This window comes from Paenibacillus sp. T2-29 (assembly GCF_052921365.1).
Map to the genome: position 1 here is coordinate 1 of NZ_JBREVE010000012.1, position 20,331 is coordinate 20,331.

The following is a 20,331-nucleotide window of genomic DNA, read 5'->3' on the forward strand; positions in this document are numbered from 1 at the left end:
CGATAGCGGAGGGGTTCCACACGTACCCATCCCGAACACGACCGTTAAGCCCTCCAGCGCCGATGGTACTTGGACCGCAGGGTCCTGGGAGAGTAGGACGTTGCCAAGCAAGGTAAAAAGACACACCCCTTACTGGGATGTGTCTTTTTTTTGGAATCAAGCCCATCTTAGAAACGTGATTTCATTTACGTACTTTCTTTATGAAATATATAATAGGATATCCCTGTGCTACTACTCCTGTGCTTACTTAACCATTTACTTCTACTTTTCCAGTAAGTATAGAAGTGTAAAACAGCAATTACATGCGTGCTTTATAAGAAAAACGACCAAGGGAAGTACCTTTCTTGGTCGTTTTTCTATATTTGCTATTTCCTTGTGTTATCAACCATTCTCTGAAGCACACTCTCAAAGGTATGAAGATCGTCTTGAGAGATCCCAGCAATGGTGTCTTGCTTAAACTTCTCAGCAATCGGCAGAAGCTTAAGACAAACCTGCGTACCAAGATCGGATAATTGAATTTGTTTCATTCGTTTGTCTGTGTCATCAATACTTCGAAGTAAATACCCTTCGGCTTCTAGTTTTTGTAGCAGCCGCACTACACTTGGCTCCTTAATCGACAATTCTTCTGCAAGTTCTCGTTGAGTCATGGATTTATGTGTATAGATATAATACATCGCAATCCATTGACTCCTAGTAATGTTATAAGGCCGAAATTCTTTCTCCAAGGCTTCCGAAAAGATTTTTCCACTACGATTGGTAATAAAAGCAAGACAATTCTCTAAGTTAAACATGGCCACACCAACCCATTCAACTAAACTATATTTCTTATACATCAACTTAAGTATAACAGACCTTTGTACTTTTCATCATATCAGATACTTTCTTAACAGCTAAAATAAATTACTTAGCTAACTATTGATTTTTGAAACCAAGAGTGCTACAATTTCCCTGAATCAAGTTATTTTTTTCACAAAGTAAACGGGAGGTTATATTTATGTTAACTACATTTAAAGCTACTGCAAAAAAATTACCTGAAGGGTTGCAGGTGGAAGCTCAATCTAGAGGGTTTAAAATTGTGATGGATGAACCTGAAGATTTTGGTGGAACCGACAAAGCGATGAATCCGGTTGAAGCACTTCTGTGTGCGCTTGGTGCATGTCAGTCGATCGTTGTTGCTGCTTTTGCCGAAAGCTTTGGGTTTTCGTATGAAGAATTCCATATAGAGCTGGAAGGAGATTTGGACCCGGATGGGTTCATGGGGTTAGCGGATGTTCGTTGTGGCTTTCAGGAGATTCGTTTTGTCATGCACTTTAAAACGACAGAGAGCCAAGAAAAAGCAGAAGCTTTTGCAGCGTTTGTTGAAAAGACTTGTCCTGTGGGTGATTGTTTGGCTAATGGGGTTAAATTGGTACAAGCTGGCGTAGTCAGACATTAAATTATTCGCTAAAAGGGCTCAATAAATTCTCTTTTGGTTGTGAAGGAGTTTGAGAATTATGGAAGTTAAAATGTCAATGATCCCTGGAGGAAAAAAGGGGAAAGCCAGCAGAAATCACGTCCAGCTCGGACAAAACGTTTCCTTTGGGGATGTACTACTTGAGGTTGAGACAGGAAAAGGTGTTCGAGAAATTACAGCGACTGTCGAGGGAAGCATTAGTAAAATCCACTTTGAAGAAGGCGACGAAGTGTCCTCTAATCAGGTCTTGTTTACAATTGACGCTGCTGCCGAAGAGGGGACGTCTACAGTAACATCACAGGCTACTAAGATGGAACAACCTACACTGGATAAGAACGTGGACTTACTAATTATTGGAGCTGGACCAGGAGGGTATGTGGCAGCGATTTATGCCGCTAAAAAAGGAATAAAGGTGGCCTTGGTGGAAAAGGAGGAGTTGGGTGGCACCTGTCTTAATGTAGGGTGTATTCCAACTAAATCCCTGGTGAAGTCTTCTGAGATTTGTCACCACATCAAGGAATCGTCTTTGTTTGGTATTCATACGGGAACAGATCTTCAAGTCGATATGAAACAAGTCAAACGTCGTAAAGATGAAATCAAAGGAAAATTGATTTCGGGTATTGATTATTTAATGGAAAAAAATAATATTGAAATTATTCGCGGTCAAGCAGCCTTTTTATCTGCCACACAAGTAAGCGTCAAAGGACAACGACATTACCAGGTTACAGCAAACGATATCATTATTGCGACAGGTTCTAAAATTACCAAAGTGAATATTCCCGGCATCAATCTTCCTATTGTAATGAATAGTACCGATGCCCTTGCCTCTACTGAACTACCAAAAAGTATTACGATTATTGGCGGTGGTGTGATTGGTATGGAGTTTGCTTTCATCTATCGCAATTTCGGCGTAGAGGTTCACGTAGTAGAATTTATGGATCGTTTGTTGACCATGGTTGACAGTGACATTTCAGAAGAAATTAAACAATCGGCAGAGAATGCTGGGATTCATATCCATACCCAATCCAAGGTATCTAAGATCCAACAGGCGGACAATGGACAGGCTATTGTCACCTATGAAAACAAACAAGGTGAGCATTTGTTAGTTAGCGAGAAAGTGCTTGTTGCGATCGGACGTGAGCCCAATTTGGATGGACTGGATATTGAACAAGCGGGTATCCAGCGCAATGAGCGAGGGAAAGGCATTGCCGTTAACGAATATATGCGTACAAACGTCGAACATATCTATGCCATTGGTGATGTGACGGATATTATGCAGCTTGCCCATGTCGCCTCCCATCAGGGGATCACGGCTATTGATGCCATCATGGGTGGATCGGAAGGTATGCACTATGCCGCCATTCCAAATGTCATCTTTACTTCACCCGAAATCGCAAGTGTTGGTATATTAGAGGATCAATGCAAGCGAGAGGGAATGGATTTCAGTGTAAGCAAAGTTTCGTTCTCCAGCAATGGGAAAGCATTAACGATGAATGAATCGGAAGGCTTTATTAAATTGATAAAGGATAATGTGACACAAAAAATTGTGGGTGGATCGATCATTGGTCCAGATGCATCATCTTTAATCAGTAGCCTGACATTGGCGATTGCCAATGAGCTGACAGAGCAGCAAATCACGCAAACGGTTTTTGCTCATCCAACGACTGGAGAAGTGATTCACGAAGCTGCGTTTGGCCTTAGCATTGGAGCGCTTCATCAAGCGTAACATTAAAAATAAAAGGAATGCTTCTAGTCTAAGTAAACGGACAAGGAAGCATTCCTTTTTGATACCGCCCAGGTTGACAAATAGTGCTGGATGCAAATAGAATAATTTATTATAATACTACTTATTAAAAGATATATAAAAAGTATCGTTAAGGAGATAAGCGATGACAGTAGAACCCTACATGAATCCTAGGATAGTTCGCAATGTTTTATTTGTTTTATTCGCTTTACCGGGTATAGCTTTTGCTTCCTGGGTATCCCGCACGCCTGTCATACGCGATATTTTGCATGTCTCGACTGCCGAAATGGGGATTATTATTTTTGGATTAGCCGCGGGTTCCTTATTGGGACTACTTAGTGCGGGCAATGTTATTTCTCGTATAGGTGGACGGTTGGTCATTCTGGGAAGTGCGCTTTTGATTGTGATTGGTTTTGTCATTGTAGGGTTGGGAACTGCATTTTCGCTCACGAGCATGGTGTTTGTTGGTTTGGTCATCTTTGGTGGTGGCTATGGTACAGCCGAAGTAGCTCTTAATGTCGAAGGTTCTGCGGTAGAAAATCAGTTGAATAAAACGCTTTTGCCCGCCTTTCACGGTTCGTTTAGTATGGGGACACTTATAGGAGCTATCATCGGTTCTGGAGCAGCGGCGTTACGAATACCTGTTGTGATTCATTTTGGAGCTATGGCTGCCATGATTGCCGCAGTAACTTTCTACTTGTATCGTTATTTGCCTCATGATACAGGTAAAGAAAAGGAAGTTTCTACGCAAAAGGTTGGATCTAATATGAAGGTTCAGCTTGCTGTCTGGAAAGAAAGGCGAATCCTACTGATTGGGATCATCGTGCTCGGGATGGCGTTTGCAGAAGGGGCTGCGAATGACTGGCTACTGTGGGTATTATTCTAGTGATCTGGGGACAGCATTATCTCTTAGCTGGATTGGGTATCTTGCTATGGGGGCTTGGAGCTTCACTTGGTTTTCCTGTAGGTTTGTCTGCTGCCGGAGATGATCCTCGTGGTGCGGTTGTCCGGGTAGGAGCCGTAGCAACAATAGGTTACATTGCCTTTTTAGTGGGACCTCCGGGATTAGGGCTTTTAGGTGAACATGTGGGTCTCCTGCATGCTTTAATTGTAGTGCTCATTGGCGTTATTGTTGCTGGTTTGATATCGGGTGCTGCCCGGCCCGTGGGGACGAATGAAAAGAATGAGATTAAAATATAAAGGAGATTGTCGCATGTCTATGAAAACGGAAAAACAAAAGATGCTGGATGGGGAACTGTATGTAGCAGCTGATCCTCAATTAACGAGTGAAAGAGAGTATGCGAGAAGATGTGTACGTCTCTTTAATCAGACGACTGAGGCGGATAGTGAGTACCGTGAAAAGTTACTTAAGGAGCTTTTCGGTTCCACAGGTGAAAATATAAGCATGGAACCCAACATACGCTGTGACTACGGATACAACATCCATGTTGGGGAAAATTTCTATGCCAACTTTGACTGTACCATTTTGGATGTATGCGAGGTGCGTATTGGAGATAATTGTTTTCTGGCTCCGGGAGTCCATATTTACACAGCGACTCACCCCCTTGATCCATTTGAACGAATTGCTGGTCCAGAGTATGGAAAGCCTGTAACGATTGGCAATAATGTATGGATTGGCGGCAGGGCAGTTATTAATCCCGGTGTTACGATAGGTAATAACGTCGTTGTGGCATCAGGAGCAGTCGTAACCAAGGATGTTCCAGATCATATGATTGTAGCTGGGAATCCGGCACGAATAATCAAGCAAGTTGAAATCTCCTAAACAACAAACAGGTTAATCATTTATGATTTGTACCAAAGATCCTATTAAAAGAGCCTCTTATTTTAATAGGATCTTTTATATTTAAGGACTTTTACATATATGCTCTTCAAGAATTGAACTATTATACAGAGTAATAAATGATCATATTCATCCTTACCAGCGTTTCTCCTAAATTATAGTATATGTGCAGACGGTCTGCTTTAAAGCGTATCGAATCTCCGGCTTTCACCGTGTACGTTTCTTCGCTGACTTTTACCACCATTTCACCCTCAAATACGGTAATAAATTCTTCGGTACCCTCACGGTGAGGGGCGGAACTCAGTTCCCCGCCTGTTTCTATCTCTACGGTGTAGACCTCAAAATTTCTGTTTCCTTCATAGGGGAAAAACGGATACAAACGATAGTGATTGCTTTCTTCAAGCACTTGTACTTTGCTTTTAGGAACGACTACGGCATCGGCAGGCGGTTCGCTAATCAGGGCAGTGAATGATATTTTCAAGCCGTTCGCAATTTTCCATACCGTTGTAATCGAAGGATTTGATTCTCCACGTTCAATCTGGCCGAGCATTGTTTTACTGATCCCCGTCAGGTCAGCTAATTTATCTAAGCTCAATTTTCTTTCATTTCTTAGATGTTTTAGGTTTTTACTTAAAATCAAATTAATATTATCCATCATTTTTTCGCTCCCTATTGTGCTATATAAAGAACATGATGTACAATCATGAAGCACAAATGTGCGTTTCAACGTACATTTTATTCAATTATAACACACTGGAGTTGATTGTTGCATGCCGTTTATTCCATTTTTATCTTATGTGCTTGTTACTAGCTTTACGCCAGGCCCCAACAATATTATGTCATTGGACAGTGCCAGGCGGTTAGGTTTAAAGAGAGCTTTTCCATTCTTACTGGGAGTAACAGCAGGCTGTTTCGCCATTATGCTGTTAGCCTGCTATTTTAATCTAGCTTTATATCATTTCTTGCCTCGAGTAAAAATCTGGATGAATGTTCTTGGTAGTCTGTACATGCTTTATCTGGCAGTAAAAATAGCAAAGAGCAAATCTACTTCGGAGGATAATGACCACAATGAAGGATATTCCTTCAAATCAGGGCTGCTGCTACAATTTATCAATTTAAAAATCATTTTGTATGGTATTACGGTCATTTCAACGTTTGTAATGCCGTATGATGTGTCGTATATGACAATGTTTACGATCTCGTTGCTCCTGACCTGTATTGGTTTTGTAGCTGTAATGTGCTGGGCGATCTTCGGCGCTATGTTCCAGCGCTTTTTGAATAAGTATGAGCGCTCCTTCAATATCATTATGGCCTTATTGCTCCTTTATAGTGCACTATCCATATGGATTTAAATAAATACCGTATTCACGATTTAAAAGAGAGGTTCCTGACTTATAAGCAGGAGCCTTTTTCGTGTGAACAGAGCTTATTCAAAGATTCATGAAATATAATCCGGACAGAATGGATGAGTTTCCTGATCATTTAGCCGTAAAACGGGTATTACCTTAATACATAAAGTATATTGACAACTTGTATATACATGATTTAATCTTGTATATACAAGAAGTTGAAAGCGTTATAATAAATTCTTTTACGCTACTTCATTTCGCAAGAAAGGAATGAGCATGAATGGAAGCAATGAACAAGGCTTTAATTCCTCAAGATAAGGACTGGTGGCGCAAATCGGTCGTCTATCAGGTTTATCCCAAAAGTTTTAACGATACGACGGGCAAAGGAACCGGTGATATAAGAGGACTGACACAAAAGCTGGATTATCTGCAAGGACTGGGTGTTGATATTATCTGGTTGCAGCCTGTATATGTCTCGCCACAACGTGATAACGGGTATGATGTAGCCGATTATTGCCGGATTAATCCTGACTATGGAACAATGCAGGATTTTGAAGAATTGAGCCGGGAAATTCGGGCGCGTGGGATGCACTTGATGATCGACATCGTGGTTAACCATTCTTCCACAGAGCATGTCTGGTTTCAGCAGGCGCGGCTTTCTAAGGATAGTGAGTACAGGGACTATTATATCTGGCGTGACCCAGCACCCGATGGAGGACCTCCGAACAACTGGATTTCCAAGTTTGGTGGACCAGCTTGGCAGTATGACGAGGCTACAAACCAATATTTCTTGACACTGTTTGATAAGACGCAGGCGGATTTAAACTGGGAAAATCCCAAAGTTCGTCAGGAAGTTGTTAATGTGCTGGAATTTTGGGCAGAGAAGGGAGTTAGTGGCTTCCGACTTGATGTCATTAATTTGATCTCCAAAGATCGGCAATTCTCGGACGACGATGGAAGCACGGCTCCTGGAGACGGGCGTAAGTATTATACGGACGGTCCGCATGTACATGAATACCTTCATGAATTACATGAGAAAGTATTCTCACTGTATAACAGTGTCACTGTAGGGGAGATGTCCTCCACCTCACTGGATCACTGTATCCGTTATTCCAATCCAGACAGAAAAGAATTATCGATGACCTTTAATTTCCATCATTTGAAGGTGGATTATCCCAATGGGCAAAAGTGGGAACTCATGCCTTATGATTTTGAAATGCTGAAAAAGCTATTCTCGGATTGGCAGATTGGCATGCAACAGGGTGGCGGCTGGAGTGCATTGTTTTTTAACAATCATGATCAGCCAAGAGCGATCTCTCGCTTTTTGGATGATGATGAATACCATGTGGAGAGCGCCAAGCTACTGGCAACCACGCTACATGGACTTCAAGGAACACCTTATATATTTCAAGGTGAAGAGATCGGAATGCCCAATCCGCAGTGGTCAGATATTGAAGAATTCCGTGATGTTGAATCGCTGAATATGTATGGTATTTTGCAGGAGAAAGGTAAAAGTGCAGAGGAAGCATTGGATATCATTCGAGAGCGGTCTCGTGATAATTCGAGGACACCGATGCAGTGGGATAACACTCGCAATGCGGGCTTCACTACAGGCACGCCTTGGATTAAGGTAGATGAACGATATCCACAGATCAACGTTCAGTCTCAGTTAGAGGACCCGAACTCGATCTACAGCCATTACCGTAAGCTGATTCGTCTGCGTAAGACGGTACAGGTCATCACCGATGGGGATTACCAACGTTTGGACGAAGCTCATCCTCAGGTCTACGCATATCAACGCAGCAATGAACAGGAGACTTTGGTCGTCATCTCTAATTTTAGTGGGCGGGATGTACAATTCCGTATACCGGATTCATTTTATTTATCATTAGATAATCAAGCAGTAGCAGCGGCTGAGCTTTTAATCGGTAATACCCAGTATGCTCCGCAGCTAAATCAGGTGGTCTCTTTGACTCCGTATGCTTCCTATATGTGGATTGTTCGTTAACCTTAATGAATAGTATGGAAATATCCAGTAGCACCCCGGTAGTACATTTATTTTTAAGCCGGGGTGCTGCTTTAAAAATGAGCAAACGTCGAGGGAGTGGACTAGATGGCGATTGAAAGAGCACAGGTGGAAGACATTATAAAAGCCGTTGGTGGTAAAGACAACATAGAGGCCTCTACGCATTGCGTAACTCGTCTGCGATTTGCCCTGTATGATGATAAGTTGGTCGATAAAGATGCACTCGAACAAAATGATCTGGTCAAAGGCCAATTTTCTTCACAAGGACAGTATCAGGTCGTGATTGGCCCAGGTCTGGTGGATAAGGTATATGACGAAATGATCTCCATTACAGGAGGCAGTCGGGCTTCTAAGGACGATGTTAAAAACGCCGCTAGTAAAAAACAAAACCCGATTCAGCGTGCCATCAAGACGCTGGCAGATATCTTTATTCCTATTTTGCCCGCAATTGTGACTGCAGGCTTATTGCTTGGGATCAATAATATTTTGACTGGAAAGGGAATCTTTTTCGAAGGAATGGCTCTGGTACAGGTCTATCCTCAATGGACTGACTTTGCGTCTATTATTAACACCATTGCCAGTACCGCTTTTACATTCCTACCTGCCTTGATTGGATGGTCGGCCGTTGTTAGGTTTGGCGGTAGTCCTTTACTCGGGATTGTACTCGGTTTGATTCTAGTTCATCCAGATCTGCTAAGTGCATACAGTTATGCGGATGCCGTTACCAAAGGAACTGTTCCAGTTTGGGATTTGTTTGGTTGGGAAGTGAATAAGATTGGTTATCAAGGACAGGTTTTACCCGTTTTGGTATCCGCTTACGTGCTCGCACAAATTGAGAAATTCCTAAATAAAAAGATAGCGGATTCATTTAAGCTGTTGCTCGTAGCACCGATTACATTATTAATCACGGGATTTCTTGCCTTTACAGTGATCGGTCCGGTTACTTTTATGATTGGTAATGCGATTACGACTGGTCTTGTATACGTTTTCGATTTGGCTCCTGCGCTGGGTGGCCTGATTTATGGAGGTTTTTACGCCTTGCTCGTGATCACGGGAATGCATCATACTTTCCTGGCGGTGGACGTGCAATTAATTGGTACACAAGGTGGAACGTTCCTATGGCCGATGCTGGCCCTGTCCAATATCGCTCAGGGGGCCGGGGCACTGGCAATGATGTTGGTATTGAAGGAGCAAAAGGGAAAAGGATTGGCTCTTACCTCTTCCGTGTCTGCTTTTCTGGGTGTAACCGAGCCTGCCATATTCGGGGTCAATATTCGGTATAAATATCCGTTCGTATTCGGAATGATCGGTTCCGGTATCGCAGGTATACTGCTCACCGTAAATCATGTGTTGGCTTCTTCCATTGGTGTGGGAGGGATTCCAGGCTTCCTGTCTATTTTCCCAAACAACTGGGGGGTATTCTTCGTTGGGATGGCGATCGTATTGATTGTGCCGTTTGCTTTAACCTTTATGTATGGGAAGCTGCTCAATAAGCGTCGTCAGACTCCAGCTACACCAGCTAATGACTCCATACGGAAAAATTCGGACCAACAAAATTCTGCACTGGATGTGCTTGAAGTAAAGACTCCGGTACTAGGACATGTTGTGCCATTAGAACAGGTTCCTGATCCGGCTTTTGCCGAACGGCAGATGGGGCAAGGAATTGCAGTGGAACCGAAGGATGGTCGGATTCTTGCCCCTTTCAGTGGAAAAGTCATTCACATCATGGTGAAAAGCAAGCATGCCTTGATTTTGGAGCATCCAACAGGTGTGCAGATTCTGGTGCATGTAGGAATCAACACGGTGTCATTAAAGGGACAAGGATTCACCATGCACGTGGAGACAGGTCAAAATGTGGAGCAGGGACAGCTACTGATGGAATTTGACCGTGAGCTGATTCAGAAATCGGGGTATCCTATCATTACACCGGTCATTGTTCCCGATGGGCAGAGTATGATTGAATCGATTGAGGAATTGCCAGGTGAGGCGAACGATTCGCAATATGTCTTAATGAGAATTCATTTGAATTCTTCATCAGACAAAACGAATTAAGTCAGATTCATCCCTGCTAGCCTAATTTAGTAACTTGGTCAGTGAAAGAATGCTACAATAAACGTGGTGATGAAAATTGACTAAGAATATATTTTTGCAAATTTATCAAGAGTACTCGGGGCGAATCCAGACAGGCGAATTGGCTCCTGGTTCGAAAATGCCCTCTGAAAATGAATTGGCCCGGGAGTATAACACTTCTCGTGAGACTGTGCGTAAGGCACTTCACTTGCTTGCACAAAATGGGTATATCCATAAAATAAAGGCTAAAGGATCTTTTGTTCTGGATATCGGACGGATGGATTTTCCTATAGGGGGATTGGTCAGTTTCAAAGAAATGTCTGAGCGGATTGGGCGTAAATCACAAACGATTGTTCATAAAAATCAGTTGATTCCCGTTCCAGATGACATAGCTACTCATCTTGAGATTGACAAAGATAAGTATTTGGTTTGGGAAGTCATTCGTGCGCGTGAAATTGAAGGTGAATGTGTCATACTGGATAAAGACTACTTTCGATCAGACATTGTCCCTGTGCTTACCGAGGAAATTAGTCGTGAATCTATCTACGAATATCTGGAGGGGGAACTCCATCTTCCAATCAGTTATGCTAAAAAAGTCGTTTCTGTAGAAGATGCAGATGAAGAAGACCGTAAGCTAATGGACCTCCAGAACTATACTCATGTGGTTGTAGTACGTAACTATGTTTATCTGGAAGACACCACATTGTTCCAGTATACCGAATCAAGGCATCGACTGGACAAATTCCAATTCGTCGATTTTGCCAGACGTTCCCACGGTGAAGAGAGAAAGTCTGATTTTTTAAGCTGACCCATTAGGGTTGATCCAAGGACGAGAGATTAAATCGGAATAGTTCCCTGTGGTGGAAACCCCCTCTTCTAAGAAGAGGGGGTTTTGTTAACTCCAAGGTAAATTTTTGAGTAGACTTCGACTATTCGGCAGAGGAACCTAAATCCGTAATGGTTAGTTTAATATCGAAGGTTACAGGGATTTTACTGAACTTATAATCCCAATCATCTTTTACTTTTTTCCACACCTGTGGTTTATCAATTTTCAGGTGATCACCAAAGCCGGCAACATCGACTTTATATTCGGATTGTAATTTGTGCATAAGAGACTTAATCCTTCTAGTCACTTGTTTTTCAAACTCTTGCTCAGCTTCTTTCATGTTCCGCGTCTCAGTCGGGTCTACCTTCTCATCCCAGTTTTCGATTAAACGCCCTTTGGATTCAATTTTTACGTGAAAGGAGATGTCGTCGTCCTTGCCCACTTTAGTTGTTATTTTGCTTTTTACCGATTTGATTTCATAAGTTATGGCTTCATTCCGCTTGTCATACGTTTTGACAGCTCCGCCCTCAACATCACCTGTAATCCATCCAATACTCTCCACGTCTTGTTGTCCCAAAGCACCAATCCAGTGACCGGTTTCCCCTTTAATAATGCCGGCACCTGAAAATTCTAATTCTCCCTTAGATTCAGTAATGTTTTGCAGTATATAGCTTTTTTTGGAGTGCATTAACCCATCTAATTCAGACAAATTGACTCCCCTCATTACCTTGCTGGTTCTAAAATGGTTACGAAGCATATTCAGAATATGAATAGACGGAATTTCGCCTGTATATTTGGTAACTAAGGTGTTGGCTGCTCGATCCTTACTTAAGAAAACCATACAACTTGGACGAATATCATTATCACGTAGCACAAAATCCATCAATTGTTGCATCGTTTGTAGTTTTGCCAGTTCGGTGGAAACCACGATGACTTTTAGGTGGTGACCAATAACGGGGCGATCCAAACGGAGAGAGAGCTGTCGGAAGATTTCAAGTATAGAATCACCGGTGCCAGCTATATTTACATAGTTTAGCACTTGTCCACCGTCGCCGCCTTGTTGATTTGTGCTTCCGGATGATTTTTTGGGGACGATTTGTACGCTGGTCGTAATTGTATTTTTCTTGAAGTAACGGCTGCCTTTCTTCTCCAGATCCTGTTCCAATGGACTGAGCTCTCCCTTATCGAGAGCCAATCCTGTATATATGCTAAGCTCCTCTACTTCCTTGCTGCTCCAGCAGCCGACTTGAGTCACCAGCAGAATGAAAGCAAGCAGCAAGGATAGGAAAGATCGTCTACACATTTTGCTTCATTCCCTTCTTCCTGATCATAAAAACGATGGAGAGAAGTACCGGGATCAGAAAAAATAATACGATTCCCATGTATCCGATCTCATCGCCAAGGCGAAACACTTCAGTCATACGAACAGGAGTCATCGTGGAAATAAAGATAAACGGGATTAAGCCGAAAATCGCATAACGATATTTAAGACCAAATACCTGTGAGACACCTAAGGAAGCATTGAAGAAAAAACTACAGAAATTACAAAACATTTGCATCACCCAGATCACCAGCAGTGGAAACTCCAGACGTTCAAAAAGAAATCCGGGGATCTCAAAACTGCGCATCAAATTAATGGTAGGCCAAGTACTTGTCACAGTAGAATCTACCGATAGCCCGCCGATCACCATAACTACGGTCAAAAAATACAAAACTAATGGGATACTGATGCCCACTGCCATGGCCTTAAATGCTTTTTCGGGATGCTGCATAAAAGCGACCAGTGTCATGACGACTTCACATCCAGAGAAGACAAGAATAGTCGATTTTAGCCCTTTGATGACGGGTAATATCCCGTCACTCAATACAGGACGAAGATGATCAATTTGAAATATTCTTAAGCTAAAGAGAAAACAGAAAAGCAGAAAGAAGAGACTGATTGGAAGTACAATTTGGTACAGCCGCGCGATGGAATTAATGCCTCCAAACACCAAATAACTACCTACCCAAATGAATGGAATCACAATCGCCCAGATAGGTGTACCTTCAAGTAGAAAAAACATGGTTACTTCGGCTAACACACGGATCTCAAAGCCGGCTATAATTATAAAGTATATAATTAATAGCACGCTTAAGAATCCTCCCGGAACAGTGCCTACAATTCTTTTGGAGTATTGATACATGGTGTTTCTAGGAAACTGTTGACTTAATTTCACCATGATCCAGACGACGAAGATGACAATAGCTCCACCGATGAGGACAGAAAGCCATGCATCAGGAGTTTGTACTTGTTCAGTTACACCTCTCGGCAGTGTCAATATCCCCGCGCCCAATACGGTATTGGTCAGGAATACAGCCCCTTGCTTAGTTGTGATTTTATCATCAGAGCGTCTAAACACAGTGGCTCCTCCTTCGTATTGGGCATCATGATCTACGCTTGCGTTGTTGTGTTTTCATCATGACAGGTCTTCGTTTCATCAGAGACATAGGAGCCCGGATGTACAGATCCTTCCAATCGCTTAGGCGCATAGGGGAAAAGGGAGTTACATATGGTACACCAAAGCTTTTCAACTTCGTTAGATGGATACAAATTAACAGAAAGAACAATATGGTTCCAAACATGCCCAGCATTGCTGCAAAGAACATTCCGACAAAACGCAAAAGGCGCAGGGTAATGCCCGCACTATATGTTGGTATCGAAAACGATGAAATGGCAGTAACTGCAACTACAATCACAAGGAAGGGACTAACGATGCCCGCATTGACAGCAGCATCACCGATGACCAAGCCTCCCACAATGCCCATCGCAGGGCCAATGGGTTTGGGCAGGCGAATGCCGGCCTCTCGTAGAATTTCGATAGAGATTTCCAAAATCATGACCTCTATAACGGATGGGAAAGGGACGCCTTGACGGGTTCCGATAATGCTAATGACCAGCTTGGTTGGAATTAAACCGGGATGAAACGATATAAAAGAAATGTACAGAGCAGGCCCCATAAGCGCTATAAAAGCCCCGCTAAACCGTAGCAGACGTAATAGTGTCCCCGGAATCCATCGCTCATAATAGTCCTCGGGAGATTGAAGCAGCATACTGAAGGTCACCGGGACAATAAGTGCAAAGGGAGTACCATCCAGTAAGATCGCTATTCTTCCCTCCAACAAAGCATTAATAACACGGTCAGGACGCTCTGTATTATGAGCCTGTTGGAATGGACTTAAATAATTGTCTTCGATGAGTTGTTCCACATACCCGGATTCAGGTAAAAAATCCATGTCTATTTTTGATATTCTGCGGCTTACTTCTTCAAGAAGGTCTGGATTCACAATATCCTTTATATACGCGATAACCAGATCCTTTTTGATTCTGCTGCCCACTTGGAATTTCTTCAATTCCAAACTTTTATTTAAACCCTGGCGCCGAAGCATCGAAGTGTTTTCACTCAATACTTCCGTAAAACCGATTCTGGGACCCCGAAGCAATGCTTCAGAGGTTGGCTCATTGACGGAGCGAATAGCGCCATTAGGCGGACCCACCAGTAGCGCTTCCTTCATTCCTTCAATTAATAGGGCGGTATGACCTAAAAGGATGAACTCGTACAATTCCTCCATACGGGTAACTTCACTAATTTGCGTAAGTGGCATCAGGCTTTCTTTTATAAAAGAGTTACTTATACCTTCCGGTTGTTCCTGCTGATCCTGACCCTGCTGCTGGCCTTCAAACATCAAGACCTCCAATACCTGCTTGCTCATAAGTTTTTCATCCTGCATACCTTCTATGAAGACTAACACGGACCGAGCATGAAATTTCTTCACCACAAACTCACGAAAATGCACATCACTATTTTCGCCAATAGCTTCACGAATTGCCTGTAAGTCGGAATCATAATTTCCTGTAATTTTAGAGCTCGGTTCATGCTGCTGATCCATGTGACCTTCGTTATGTTTATTAGAGAGCGGATGACTGCCAGAGTGTTTGGATTTGGCTCCCTTACTGCCGACAAATGAATAAATCGAGGTGTTTATATAATAAATTCCTAAAGGAATAATCAACGCTAGGCCAGCTTGAAAGAGTGTACTCCAGCTAGGAAGATAAGAAATGATTTTAGACCACATGCTGATTACCTCCAAACAATTCAATTCGTTTTCCCATAAGATACAAGTTGTTCATAAAGTATTCCTTATAACGGTTGTATTTACGCATGAATTGGAAAGATTCTTTCGATGACACTGCTATGATTTCCGGTCCTTACCTTAATCCCTTGAAATAGAATAGGGAAATCCCTAAATATTCATAATTTTAACTACATTGTGATCGAAATCACATATAGACCTATCTGCTGTATTAGAATAGAAGCATAAACAATATTCATTAGAAACGTAGAGATGTCGTCGGATAGGAAGTAGCGTCGAATGAATGGAGGAACCGGTATATGATAAACAGTAAAAAGAAGCTTGTGGTTATAGGGAACGGGATGGCTGGTATCAATACGGTCGAACAAATTTTAAAATTAACAGATAAATATGAAATTACAGTCCTGGGAAGTGAGCCGCATCCGAACTATAACAGGATCATGCTCTCTTATGTGTTGGAAGGTAGTAAAACAATAGATGATATCATACTGAACGATTTGCAATGGTATGTGGATCAAGGGATTACTTTATATACAGGAAAAATGGTTAAAAGTATCGACGGTGAGCACAAGAAGATTCTCACCGAAGACGGACTGGAAATTGATTACGATGTGGCTTTGGTGGCTACTGGTTCACAATCGTTTATTCTGCCTATTCCGGGTAAAGAATTACCGGGAGTTATTGGTTTCCGAGATATCGCCGATTGCTCGGCCATGCTGGAAGCAGCGAAGACCTATAAAAAGGCCGCTGTCATTGGCGGAGGTCTATTGGGGCTGGAGGCAGCTAAAGGCCTGGTCAACCTCGGGATGGATGTTACGGTCGTTCATCTAATGGAAGATTTGATGGAACGTCAGTTAGACCGGGAAGCCTCTGCGATGTTGAAAGCAGAACTGGAACGTCAGGGAATCAAGTTTGCTATGCAAATGCAAACTGCGGAAGTGTACGGTCAAGATCGGGTACAAGGACTGCGCTTCTCGGATGGAAGCGAGCTGGAAGCAGATTTGGTTGTAATGGCCGTCGGGATTAAACCTAATATCCAGGTAGCTAAAGAAAGTGGTATGGAAACGAACCGCGGGATTGTGGTCGATGATTTCATGAGAACCTCCATGCCGGATGTATACGCTGTAGGGGAATGTGTTGAGCACCGTGGAATCTGCTACGGTCTGGTAGCTCCGCTGTTTGAACAGGGAAGTGTGATTGCCAAGCATTTGGCAGGCGTGGATACTGAAGGCTATGCAGGATCGGTAGTTTCCACCAAGCTTAAAATTTCAGGGGTAGATGTTTTCTCAGCTGGCGAATTCATAACCCAACCTGAACATACGGCGATTGTAGCGAAGGATGAGTGGAAGCGAACATACAAAAAGGTACTGCTTCGTGAAAATAAAATTGTTGGTACTGTACTGTTTGGCGATGTGAGTGAATCTGCTAGTCTGCAAAAATATGTGCGTCAGCAAACGGAAATGACAGATGAGATCTATGGACAGATCATGGGTACTGGATGCGGCAATCACGGGGTGAAAACGTCATCCGTTGAAACCATGGCGGACGATGAAATTGTCTGCGGTTGTAACGGTGTGACTAAAAAGGCAATTGTGGAAGCAATCAATGAAAATGGACTAACCACCGTTGATGAAATTAAGGCATGTACCGGAGCTACGCGTTCTTGCGGAGGATGTAAGCCCGTTGTTGAGCAAATTTTGCAATATGTTCTTGGAGACAGCTTCAAAACATCAGCCAAGCAGGGAATATGTGGTTGCACAACCTTGAGCCGGGACGAGATTGTGGAAGCGATCAAAACCAAAGGGCTGACCACTACGCGTGAAGTGATGAATGTACTCGGCTGGCATAATGATGAAGGATGTTCCAAATGCCGTCCGGCGCTGAATTATTACTTGGGTATGATTAACCCTGATACCTATGAAAATGAGGGAGATTCCCGGTTTGTAAATGAGCGATTGCACGCGAACATTCAAAAGGATGGAACGTTTACAGTGGTGCCAAGAATGTACGGCGGGGTAACGACTCCAGAAGATTTGAAGAAAATAGCTGATGTATCGCTTAAATACAACGTTAAAGTTGTAAAAGTAACTGGGGGACAACGGCTGGATTTGATTGGTGTCCGTAAAGAAGATCTGCCTAAAGTGTGGGAAGAACTTGATATGCCTTCGGGATATGCGTACGCGAAGTCGCTTCGTACGGTGAAAACCTGTGTTGGATCGCAATTTTGCCGTTTTGGTACACAGGACTCGATGGGCATGGGAGAAGTGCTGGAACGGAAATTCGAACGATTGGATTTCCCAGCAAAATTCAAATTAGCGGTTAATGGTTGTCCACGCAACTGTGCGGAATCATGTACGAAAGATATCGGAATCGTAGGCAACGATGGGGGCTGGGAGATCTTTATCGGTGGAAACGGTGGTATTAAAGCACGGTTGGCTGATTCACTCTGTAAAGTAAAAACCGACGCTGAACTGATTGATATTGTAGGAGCCGTGATGCAATTCTACCGGGAAACAGGGCAATACCTGGAACGTACTTCCGAGTGGGTGGAACGGATCGGTCTGGAAGAGATTCAGAAGGCTGTCGTTAACGATACAGCTAATCGACAAGCTTTAGTAGAACGCGTTGAATTTGCATTACAACAGGTCGAAGACCCATGGAAAAAAATCATCCATGATGAGGATACACGCAAGAATCTATTTGAGGCTGTCACTCCGTCTATTGTGTAAAATTGCATCTAAAAATGCCTGAGGAAGGAAGCGAGCAAGCAAATGATCAAGAATGCCGAATGGCTTGTTGTCGGTCATAGCAAGGATTTTCCGATCAGAATAGGACGCACTATCCACGTCAAAGGTGCTGAAATTGCTGTTTTCCGCACTTCGGAGAATAAGCTGTATGCTGTTGAAAATAGTAATCCTCACCCTAAGGGGGGTCCTCTTACAGAGGCAATAGTATCTGGTCATTATATTTATGATCCTTTGTATGACTGGAAAATTGATTTGCAAACAGGCCTCGTTCAAGAGCCTGACCACGGACAAATTAAAACGTTCGCCGTCTGTGAAGAGGGAGAAGTAGTGAAAATATCGCTTGTGACGGTTTAATTCATGTGAGGGAAAGCATAAAAAGGGCTCGACAGGAACAATCCTGCAGGGCCCTTTTTGTTTTGGATCAGGTAATAGTGACACCTGCACTTGCGTAACCCACCACGGTATTGACGAGGGAAACGCCTGTCGCAGTGGCAGAGAAAACCATAAGCAGACGGGTTTGCGCGGTTACGGGTATAGCCAATCCAGTAGCAATACCACTAGAAGTCGTTCCTAAAGCAACGATGTCAGTTAGTGGGGGAGTCAATGTAACGGTAGCTCCGGGAACGGCTATAAAGGTGTTATTAGGTGTCGGGGAACTAAACAACTGGGCAGTAATGCTAACGGATGATCCTAAGAGGGTTAGAGCAGCAGTTGTACTGAAATATCCGGTAATGGATGTGATTACACCCCCCCGTGGAACGGAAAAAGCAAAGTTAATGAGTGGTCCTACAAGCGTACCTGTGAGGTCTATAACCCCATTTACAAGGCCAATACCTGTAGCTGAGCTTCCGAAACCAATCAAACTTGTGGTTCCTACCAATCCGCCAAGAACGGTTGTCAGTATAGCAGGACCACCGGAGGCAAATGGGATAATTGCCCCTGAACCGGTGGCTCCAGTAACCCCAGTGGCTCCAGTAGCTCCGCCGACACCTGTAGCGCCCGTGGCTCCAGCGGGCCCGGCCGCACCAACCGCGCCTGGCAGTCCATCAGCGCCAGTCGGTCCAGTGGCTCCAGCGGGCCCGACCGCACCAACCGCGCCCGGCAGTCCATCAGCGCCAGTCGGTCCAGTGGCTCCAGCGGGCCCGACCGCACCAACCGCACCTGGCAGCCCATCAGCCCCGGTCGGTCCAGTGGCTCCAGCAGGCCCAGTCGCGCCAACAGCGCCCGGCAGTCCATCGGCGCCAGTCGGCCCTGTGGCTCCAGCGGGTCCGACCGCACCAACTGCGCCTGGCAGTCCATCAGCGCCAGTCGGCCCTGTGGCTCCAGCGGGTCCGACCAAACCATCAGCGCCCGTAGCGCCCGTGGCGCCTGTTACACCCCCGGCAGGCCCAGCAGGCCCTTCAGGTCCGACGGCTCCGATAGGCCCAGCGGCTCCGACAGGCCCGGCAGGCCCTTCAGCTCCGATAGGTCCAGCGGCCCCTACAGGCCCGGGAGGTCCTGGTGGACCCGGTACACCTGCTGGACCAGGCGCACCGCCAGGCCCCACAGGTCCGGGAGGTCCTGGTGGGCCCGGCACACCTGCTGGACCAGGCGCACCACCAGGCCCCACAGGTCCCGGAGGCCCTTGTGGGCCGGGCTCCCCTGACAAATACGGTTCACTTAGTGCGTTGCTAACCGTCGTACCCGCAGTTCTGATTGCACGGATTAAACTGTCTTTAAGAGTTGAATTGAGGGATTCCTGTAGAACGATGGACAATAGGGCATCCAGCAGTTGCTGTAATGTAGTACCTACGCTGATCGGAGAGAAAGGTGTGGCTTCTAATGCTACAATAGCAAGTTCCAACGCCGCCAGTAAATCTGCCTTAGCCCCGCTTCTAAGTCTTAAACTTTTCGCCAGAGACAGCAATTGTCTTAAAATCTGTTGCAATAAAGATACATTAGCCGCAGAAGGGTTTGCGAATACAAGTGGGACGATCGAGGTCAATTCATGAATAAGCTTGAGAAGCGCTTCGATACTTCTATTATCTCTTGGTGGTTTGCAGTCCTCGTCTTTTTTTGAAGCACCACTGAACCTGAACGGTCTTTTATGTTTCATGCTCAAGTATCTCCTCCTCATTCTTCCTACTGTAGAGGTGACAGATGGTTAATCGCCCCGTTTTACAGATATTCATAATATATTTATTG

The 20,331-nt window shown here is 44.1% G+C and carries 15 protein-coding genes, 1 rRNA gene and 1 pseudogene; 11 read left to right on the top strand and 6 right to left on the bottom strand.

Annotation, left to right across the window (positions count from 1 at the left end; all coding sequences use genetic code 11):
* Nucleotides 1-109, top strand: a 5S ribosomal RNA gene (gene rrf, locus ACU1JV_RS24045); the annotation flags it as partial.
* A gap of 256 nt (nucleotides 110-365) precedes the next feature.
* Here the strand turns inward: rrf and ACU1JV_RS24050 are convergent.
* Entirely contained in the window at nucleotides 366-791 is a 426-nt protein-coding gene (locus tag ACU1JV_RS24050; RefSeq protein ID WP_025675712.1) for a MarR family winged helix-turn-helix transcriptional regulator, read from the bottom strand.
* Between the two features lie 203 nt (nucleotides 792-994).
* Between ACU1JV_RS24050 and ACU1JV_RS24055 the strand changes: the two genes are divergently transcribed.
* From ACU1JV_RS24055 to ACU1JV_RS24070, 4 genes and pseudogenes are all read left to right on the top strand, one after another.
* Complete coding sequence (locus ACU1JV_RS24055; RefSeq protein WP_090737030.1) at nucleotides 995-1,435, top strand: OsmC family protein; 441 nt, start codon at nucleotides 995-997, stop codon at nucleotides 1,433-1,435.
* 58 nt (nucleotides 1,436-1,493) lie between these two features.
* On the top strand, nucleotides 1,494-3,179 hold the full coding sequence (lpdA, locus tag ACU1JV_RS24060) for a dihydrolipoyl dehydrogenase (RefSeq protein WP_413987486.1): 1,686 nt from the start codon (nucleotides 1,494-1,496) through the stop codon (nucleotides 3,177-3,179).
* Nucleotides 3,180-3,360: 181 nt separating this feature from the next.
* A pseudogene (locus ACU1JV_RS24065) lies at nucleotides 3,361-4,397 on the top strand (MFS transporter).
* 13 nt (nucleotides 4,398-4,410) lie between these two features.
* Nucleotides 4,411-4,980: a sugar O-acetyltransferase gene (locus ACU1JV_RS24070; protein WP_013369292.1), complete on the top strand. Its 570-nt coding sequence runs from the start codon at nucleotides 4,411-4,413 to the stop codon at nucleotides 4,978-4,980.
* 121 nt (nucleotides 4,981-5,101) lie between these two features.
* Here ACU1JV_RS24070 and ACU1JV_RS24075 read toward each other — a convergent pair whose 3' ends face one another.
* A complete protein-coding gene (locus ACU1JV_RS24075; RefSeq protein ID WP_413987487.1) occupies nucleotides 5,102-5,656 on the bottom strand; it encodes a helix-turn-helix domain-containing protein in 555 nt (184 codons plus the stop codon).
* 112 nt (nucleotides 5,657-5,768) lie between these two features.
* Between ACU1JV_RS24075 and ACU1JV_RS24080 the strand changes: the two genes are divergently transcribed.
* The 4 genes from ACU1JV_RS24080 (at nucleotide 5,769) to treR (ending at nucleotide 11,251) form a co-directional block, all read left to right on the top strand.
* Entirely contained in the window at nucleotides 5,769-6,350 is a 582-nt protein-coding gene (locus ACU1JV_RS24080) for a LysE family transporter (protein ID WP_013369294.1), read from the top strand.
* Between the two features lie 277 nt (nucleotides 6,351-6,627).
* The gene (gene treC, locus ACU1JV_RS24085) at nucleotides 6,628-8,355 is read left to right on the top strand and encodes an alpha,alpha-phosphotrehalase (RefSeq protein ID WP_413987488.1); all 1,728 of its coding nucleotides are present in this window, start codon (nucleotides 6,628-6,630) and stop codon (nucleotides 8,353-8,355) included.
* A gap of 105 nt (nucleotides 8,356-8,460) precedes the next feature.
* Nucleotides 8,461-10,425: a PTS system trehalose-specific EIIBC component gene (gene treP / locus ACU1JV_RS24090; RefSeq protein ID WP_137077805.1), complete on the top strand. Its 1,965-nt coding sequence runs from the start codon at nucleotides 8,461-8,463 to the stop codon at nucleotides 10,423-10,425.
* A 76-nt stretch (nucleotides 10,426-10,501) separates the two neighbouring features.
* Nucleotides 10,502-11,251: a trehalose operon repressor gene (gene treR, locus ACU1JV_RS24095; protein ID WP_013369297.1), complete on the top strand. Its 750-nt coding sequence runs from the start codon at nucleotides 10,502-10,504 to the stop codon at nucleotides 11,249-11,251.
* Nucleotides 11,252-11,372: 121 nt separating this feature from the next.
* Here treR and ACU1JV_RS24100 read toward each other — a convergent pair whose 3' ends face one another.
* Genes ACU1JV_RS24100 through ACU1JV_RS24110 form a run of 3 tightly spaced genes read right to left on the bottom strand, consistent with a single transcriptional unit; the run spans nucleotide 11,373 to nucleotide 15,382 of the window.
* Nucleotides 11,373-12,572 (bottom strand): Ger(x)C family spore germination protein, encoded by a 1,200-nt coding sequence (locus ACU1JV_RS24100; protein WP_413987489.1) that lies wholly within the window; start codon nucleotides 12,570-12,572, stop codon nucleotides 11,373-11,375.
* Nucleotides 12,565-13,668 carry a GerAB/ArcD/ProY family transporter gene (locus ACU1JV_RS24105; protein WP_064961902.1) on the bottom strand — a complete coding sequence of 368 codons (1,104 nt, stop codon included), beginning with the start codon at nucleotides 13,666-13,668 and terminating at the stop codon, nucleotides 12,565-12,567. The genes ACU1JV_RS24100 and ACU1JV_RS24105 overlap by 8 nt, the downstream gene beginning before the upstream one ends.
* Nucleotides 13,669-13,693: 25 nt before the next feature.
* Nucleotides 13,694-15,382 carry a spore germination protein gene (locus ACU1JV_RS24110; RefSeq protein ID WP_090737016.1) on the bottom strand — a complete coding sequence of 563 codons (1,689 nt, stop codon included), beginning with the start codon at nucleotides 15,380-15,382 and terminating at the stop codon, nucleotides 13,694-13,696.
* A 317-nt stretch (nucleotides 15,383-15,699) separates the two neighbouring features.
* Between ACU1JV_RS24110 and nirB the strand changes: the two genes are divergently transcribed.
* Together nirB and nirD are read left to right on the top strand one after the other, a co-directional pair.
* The gene (gene nirB, locus ACU1JV_RS24115) at nucleotides 15,700-18,129 is read left to right on the top strand and encodes a nitrite reductase large subunit NirB (protein WP_413987490.1); all 2,430 of its coding nucleotides are present in this window, start codon (nucleotides 15,700-15,702) and stop codon (nucleotides 18,127-18,129) included.
* 42 nt (nucleotides 18,130-18,171) lie between these two features.
* Nucleotides 18,172-18,501, top strand: a complete 330-nt coding sequence (gene nirD / locus ACU1JV_RS24120; RefSeq protein ID WP_102163361.1) for a nitrite reductase small subunit NirD — start codon at nucleotides 18,172-18,174, stop codon at nucleotides 18,499-18,501.
* Between the two features lie 67 nt (nucleotides 18,502-18,568).
* Here nirD and ACU1JV_RS24125 read toward each other — a convergent pair whose 3' ends face one another.
* Nucleotides 18,569-20,242 (bottom strand): exosporium glycoprotein BclB-related protein, encoded by a 1,674-nt coding sequence (locus tag ACU1JV_RS24125; RefSeq protein ID WP_413987491.1) that lies wholly within the window; start codon nucleotides 20,240-20,242, stop codon nucleotides 18,569-18,571.
* Nucleotides 20,243-20,331: the final 89 nt, after the last annotated feature.

What these genes read in the sequence shown, in the direction of transcription:
- ACU1JV_RS24100 (WP_413987489.1), bottom strand. Translation starts at nt 12,572, where the DNA reads ATGTGTAGACGATCTTTCCTATCCTTGCTGCTTGCTTTCATTCTGCTG.
- nirB (WP_413987490.1), top strand. Translation starts at nt 15,700, where the DNA reads ATGATAAACAGTAAAAAGAAGCTTGTGGTTATAGGGAACGGGATGGCT.
- treC (WP_413987488.1), top strand. Translation starts at nt 6,628, where the DNA reads ATGGAAGCAATGAACAAGGCTTTAATTCCTCAAGATAAGGACTGGTGG.
- nirD (WP_102163361.1), top strand. Translation starts at nt 18,172, where the DNA reads ATGATCAAGAATGCCGAATGGCTTGTTGTCGGTCATAGCAAGGATTTT.
- ACU1JV_RS24055 (WP_090737030.1), top strand. Translation starts at nt 995, where the DNA reads ATGTTAACTACATTTAAAGCTACTGCAAAAAAATTACCTGAAGGGTTG.
- ACU1JV_RS24075 (WP_413987487.1), bottom strand. Translation starts at nt 5,656, where the DNA reads ATGATGGATAATATTAATTTGATTTTAAGTAAAAACCTAAAACATCTA.
- lpdA (WP_413987486.1), top strand. Translation starts at nt 1,494, where the DNA reads ATGGAAGTTAAAATGTCAATGATCCCTGGAGGAAAAAAGGGGAAAGCC.
- treP (WP_137077805.1), top strand. Translation starts at nt 8,461, where the DNA reads ATGGCGATTGAAAGAGCACAGGTGGAAGACATTATAAAAGCCGTTGGT.
- ACU1JV_RS24110 (WP_090737016.1), bottom strand. Translation starts at nt 15,382, where the DNA reads ATGTGGTCTAAAATCATTTCTTATCTTCCTAGCTGGAGTACACTCTTT.
- ACU1JV_RS24080 (WP_013369294.1), top strand. Translation starts at nt 5,769, where the DNA reads ATGCCGTTTATTCCATTTTTATCTTATGTGCTTGTTACTAGCTTTACG.
- ACU1JV_RS24070 (WP_013369292.1), top strand. Translation starts at nt 4,411, where the DNA reads ATGTCTATGAAAACGGAAAAACAAAAGATGCTGGATGGGGAACTGTAT.
- ACU1JV_RS24050 (WP_025675712.1), bottom strand. Translation starts at nt 791, where the DNA reads ATGTTTAACTTAGAGAATTGTCTTGCTTTTATTACCAATCGTAGTGGA.
- ACU1JV_RS24125 (WP_413987491.1), bottom strand. Translation starts at nt 20,242, where the DNA reads ATGAAACATAAAAGACCGTTCAGGTTCAGTGGTGCTTCAAAAAAAGAC.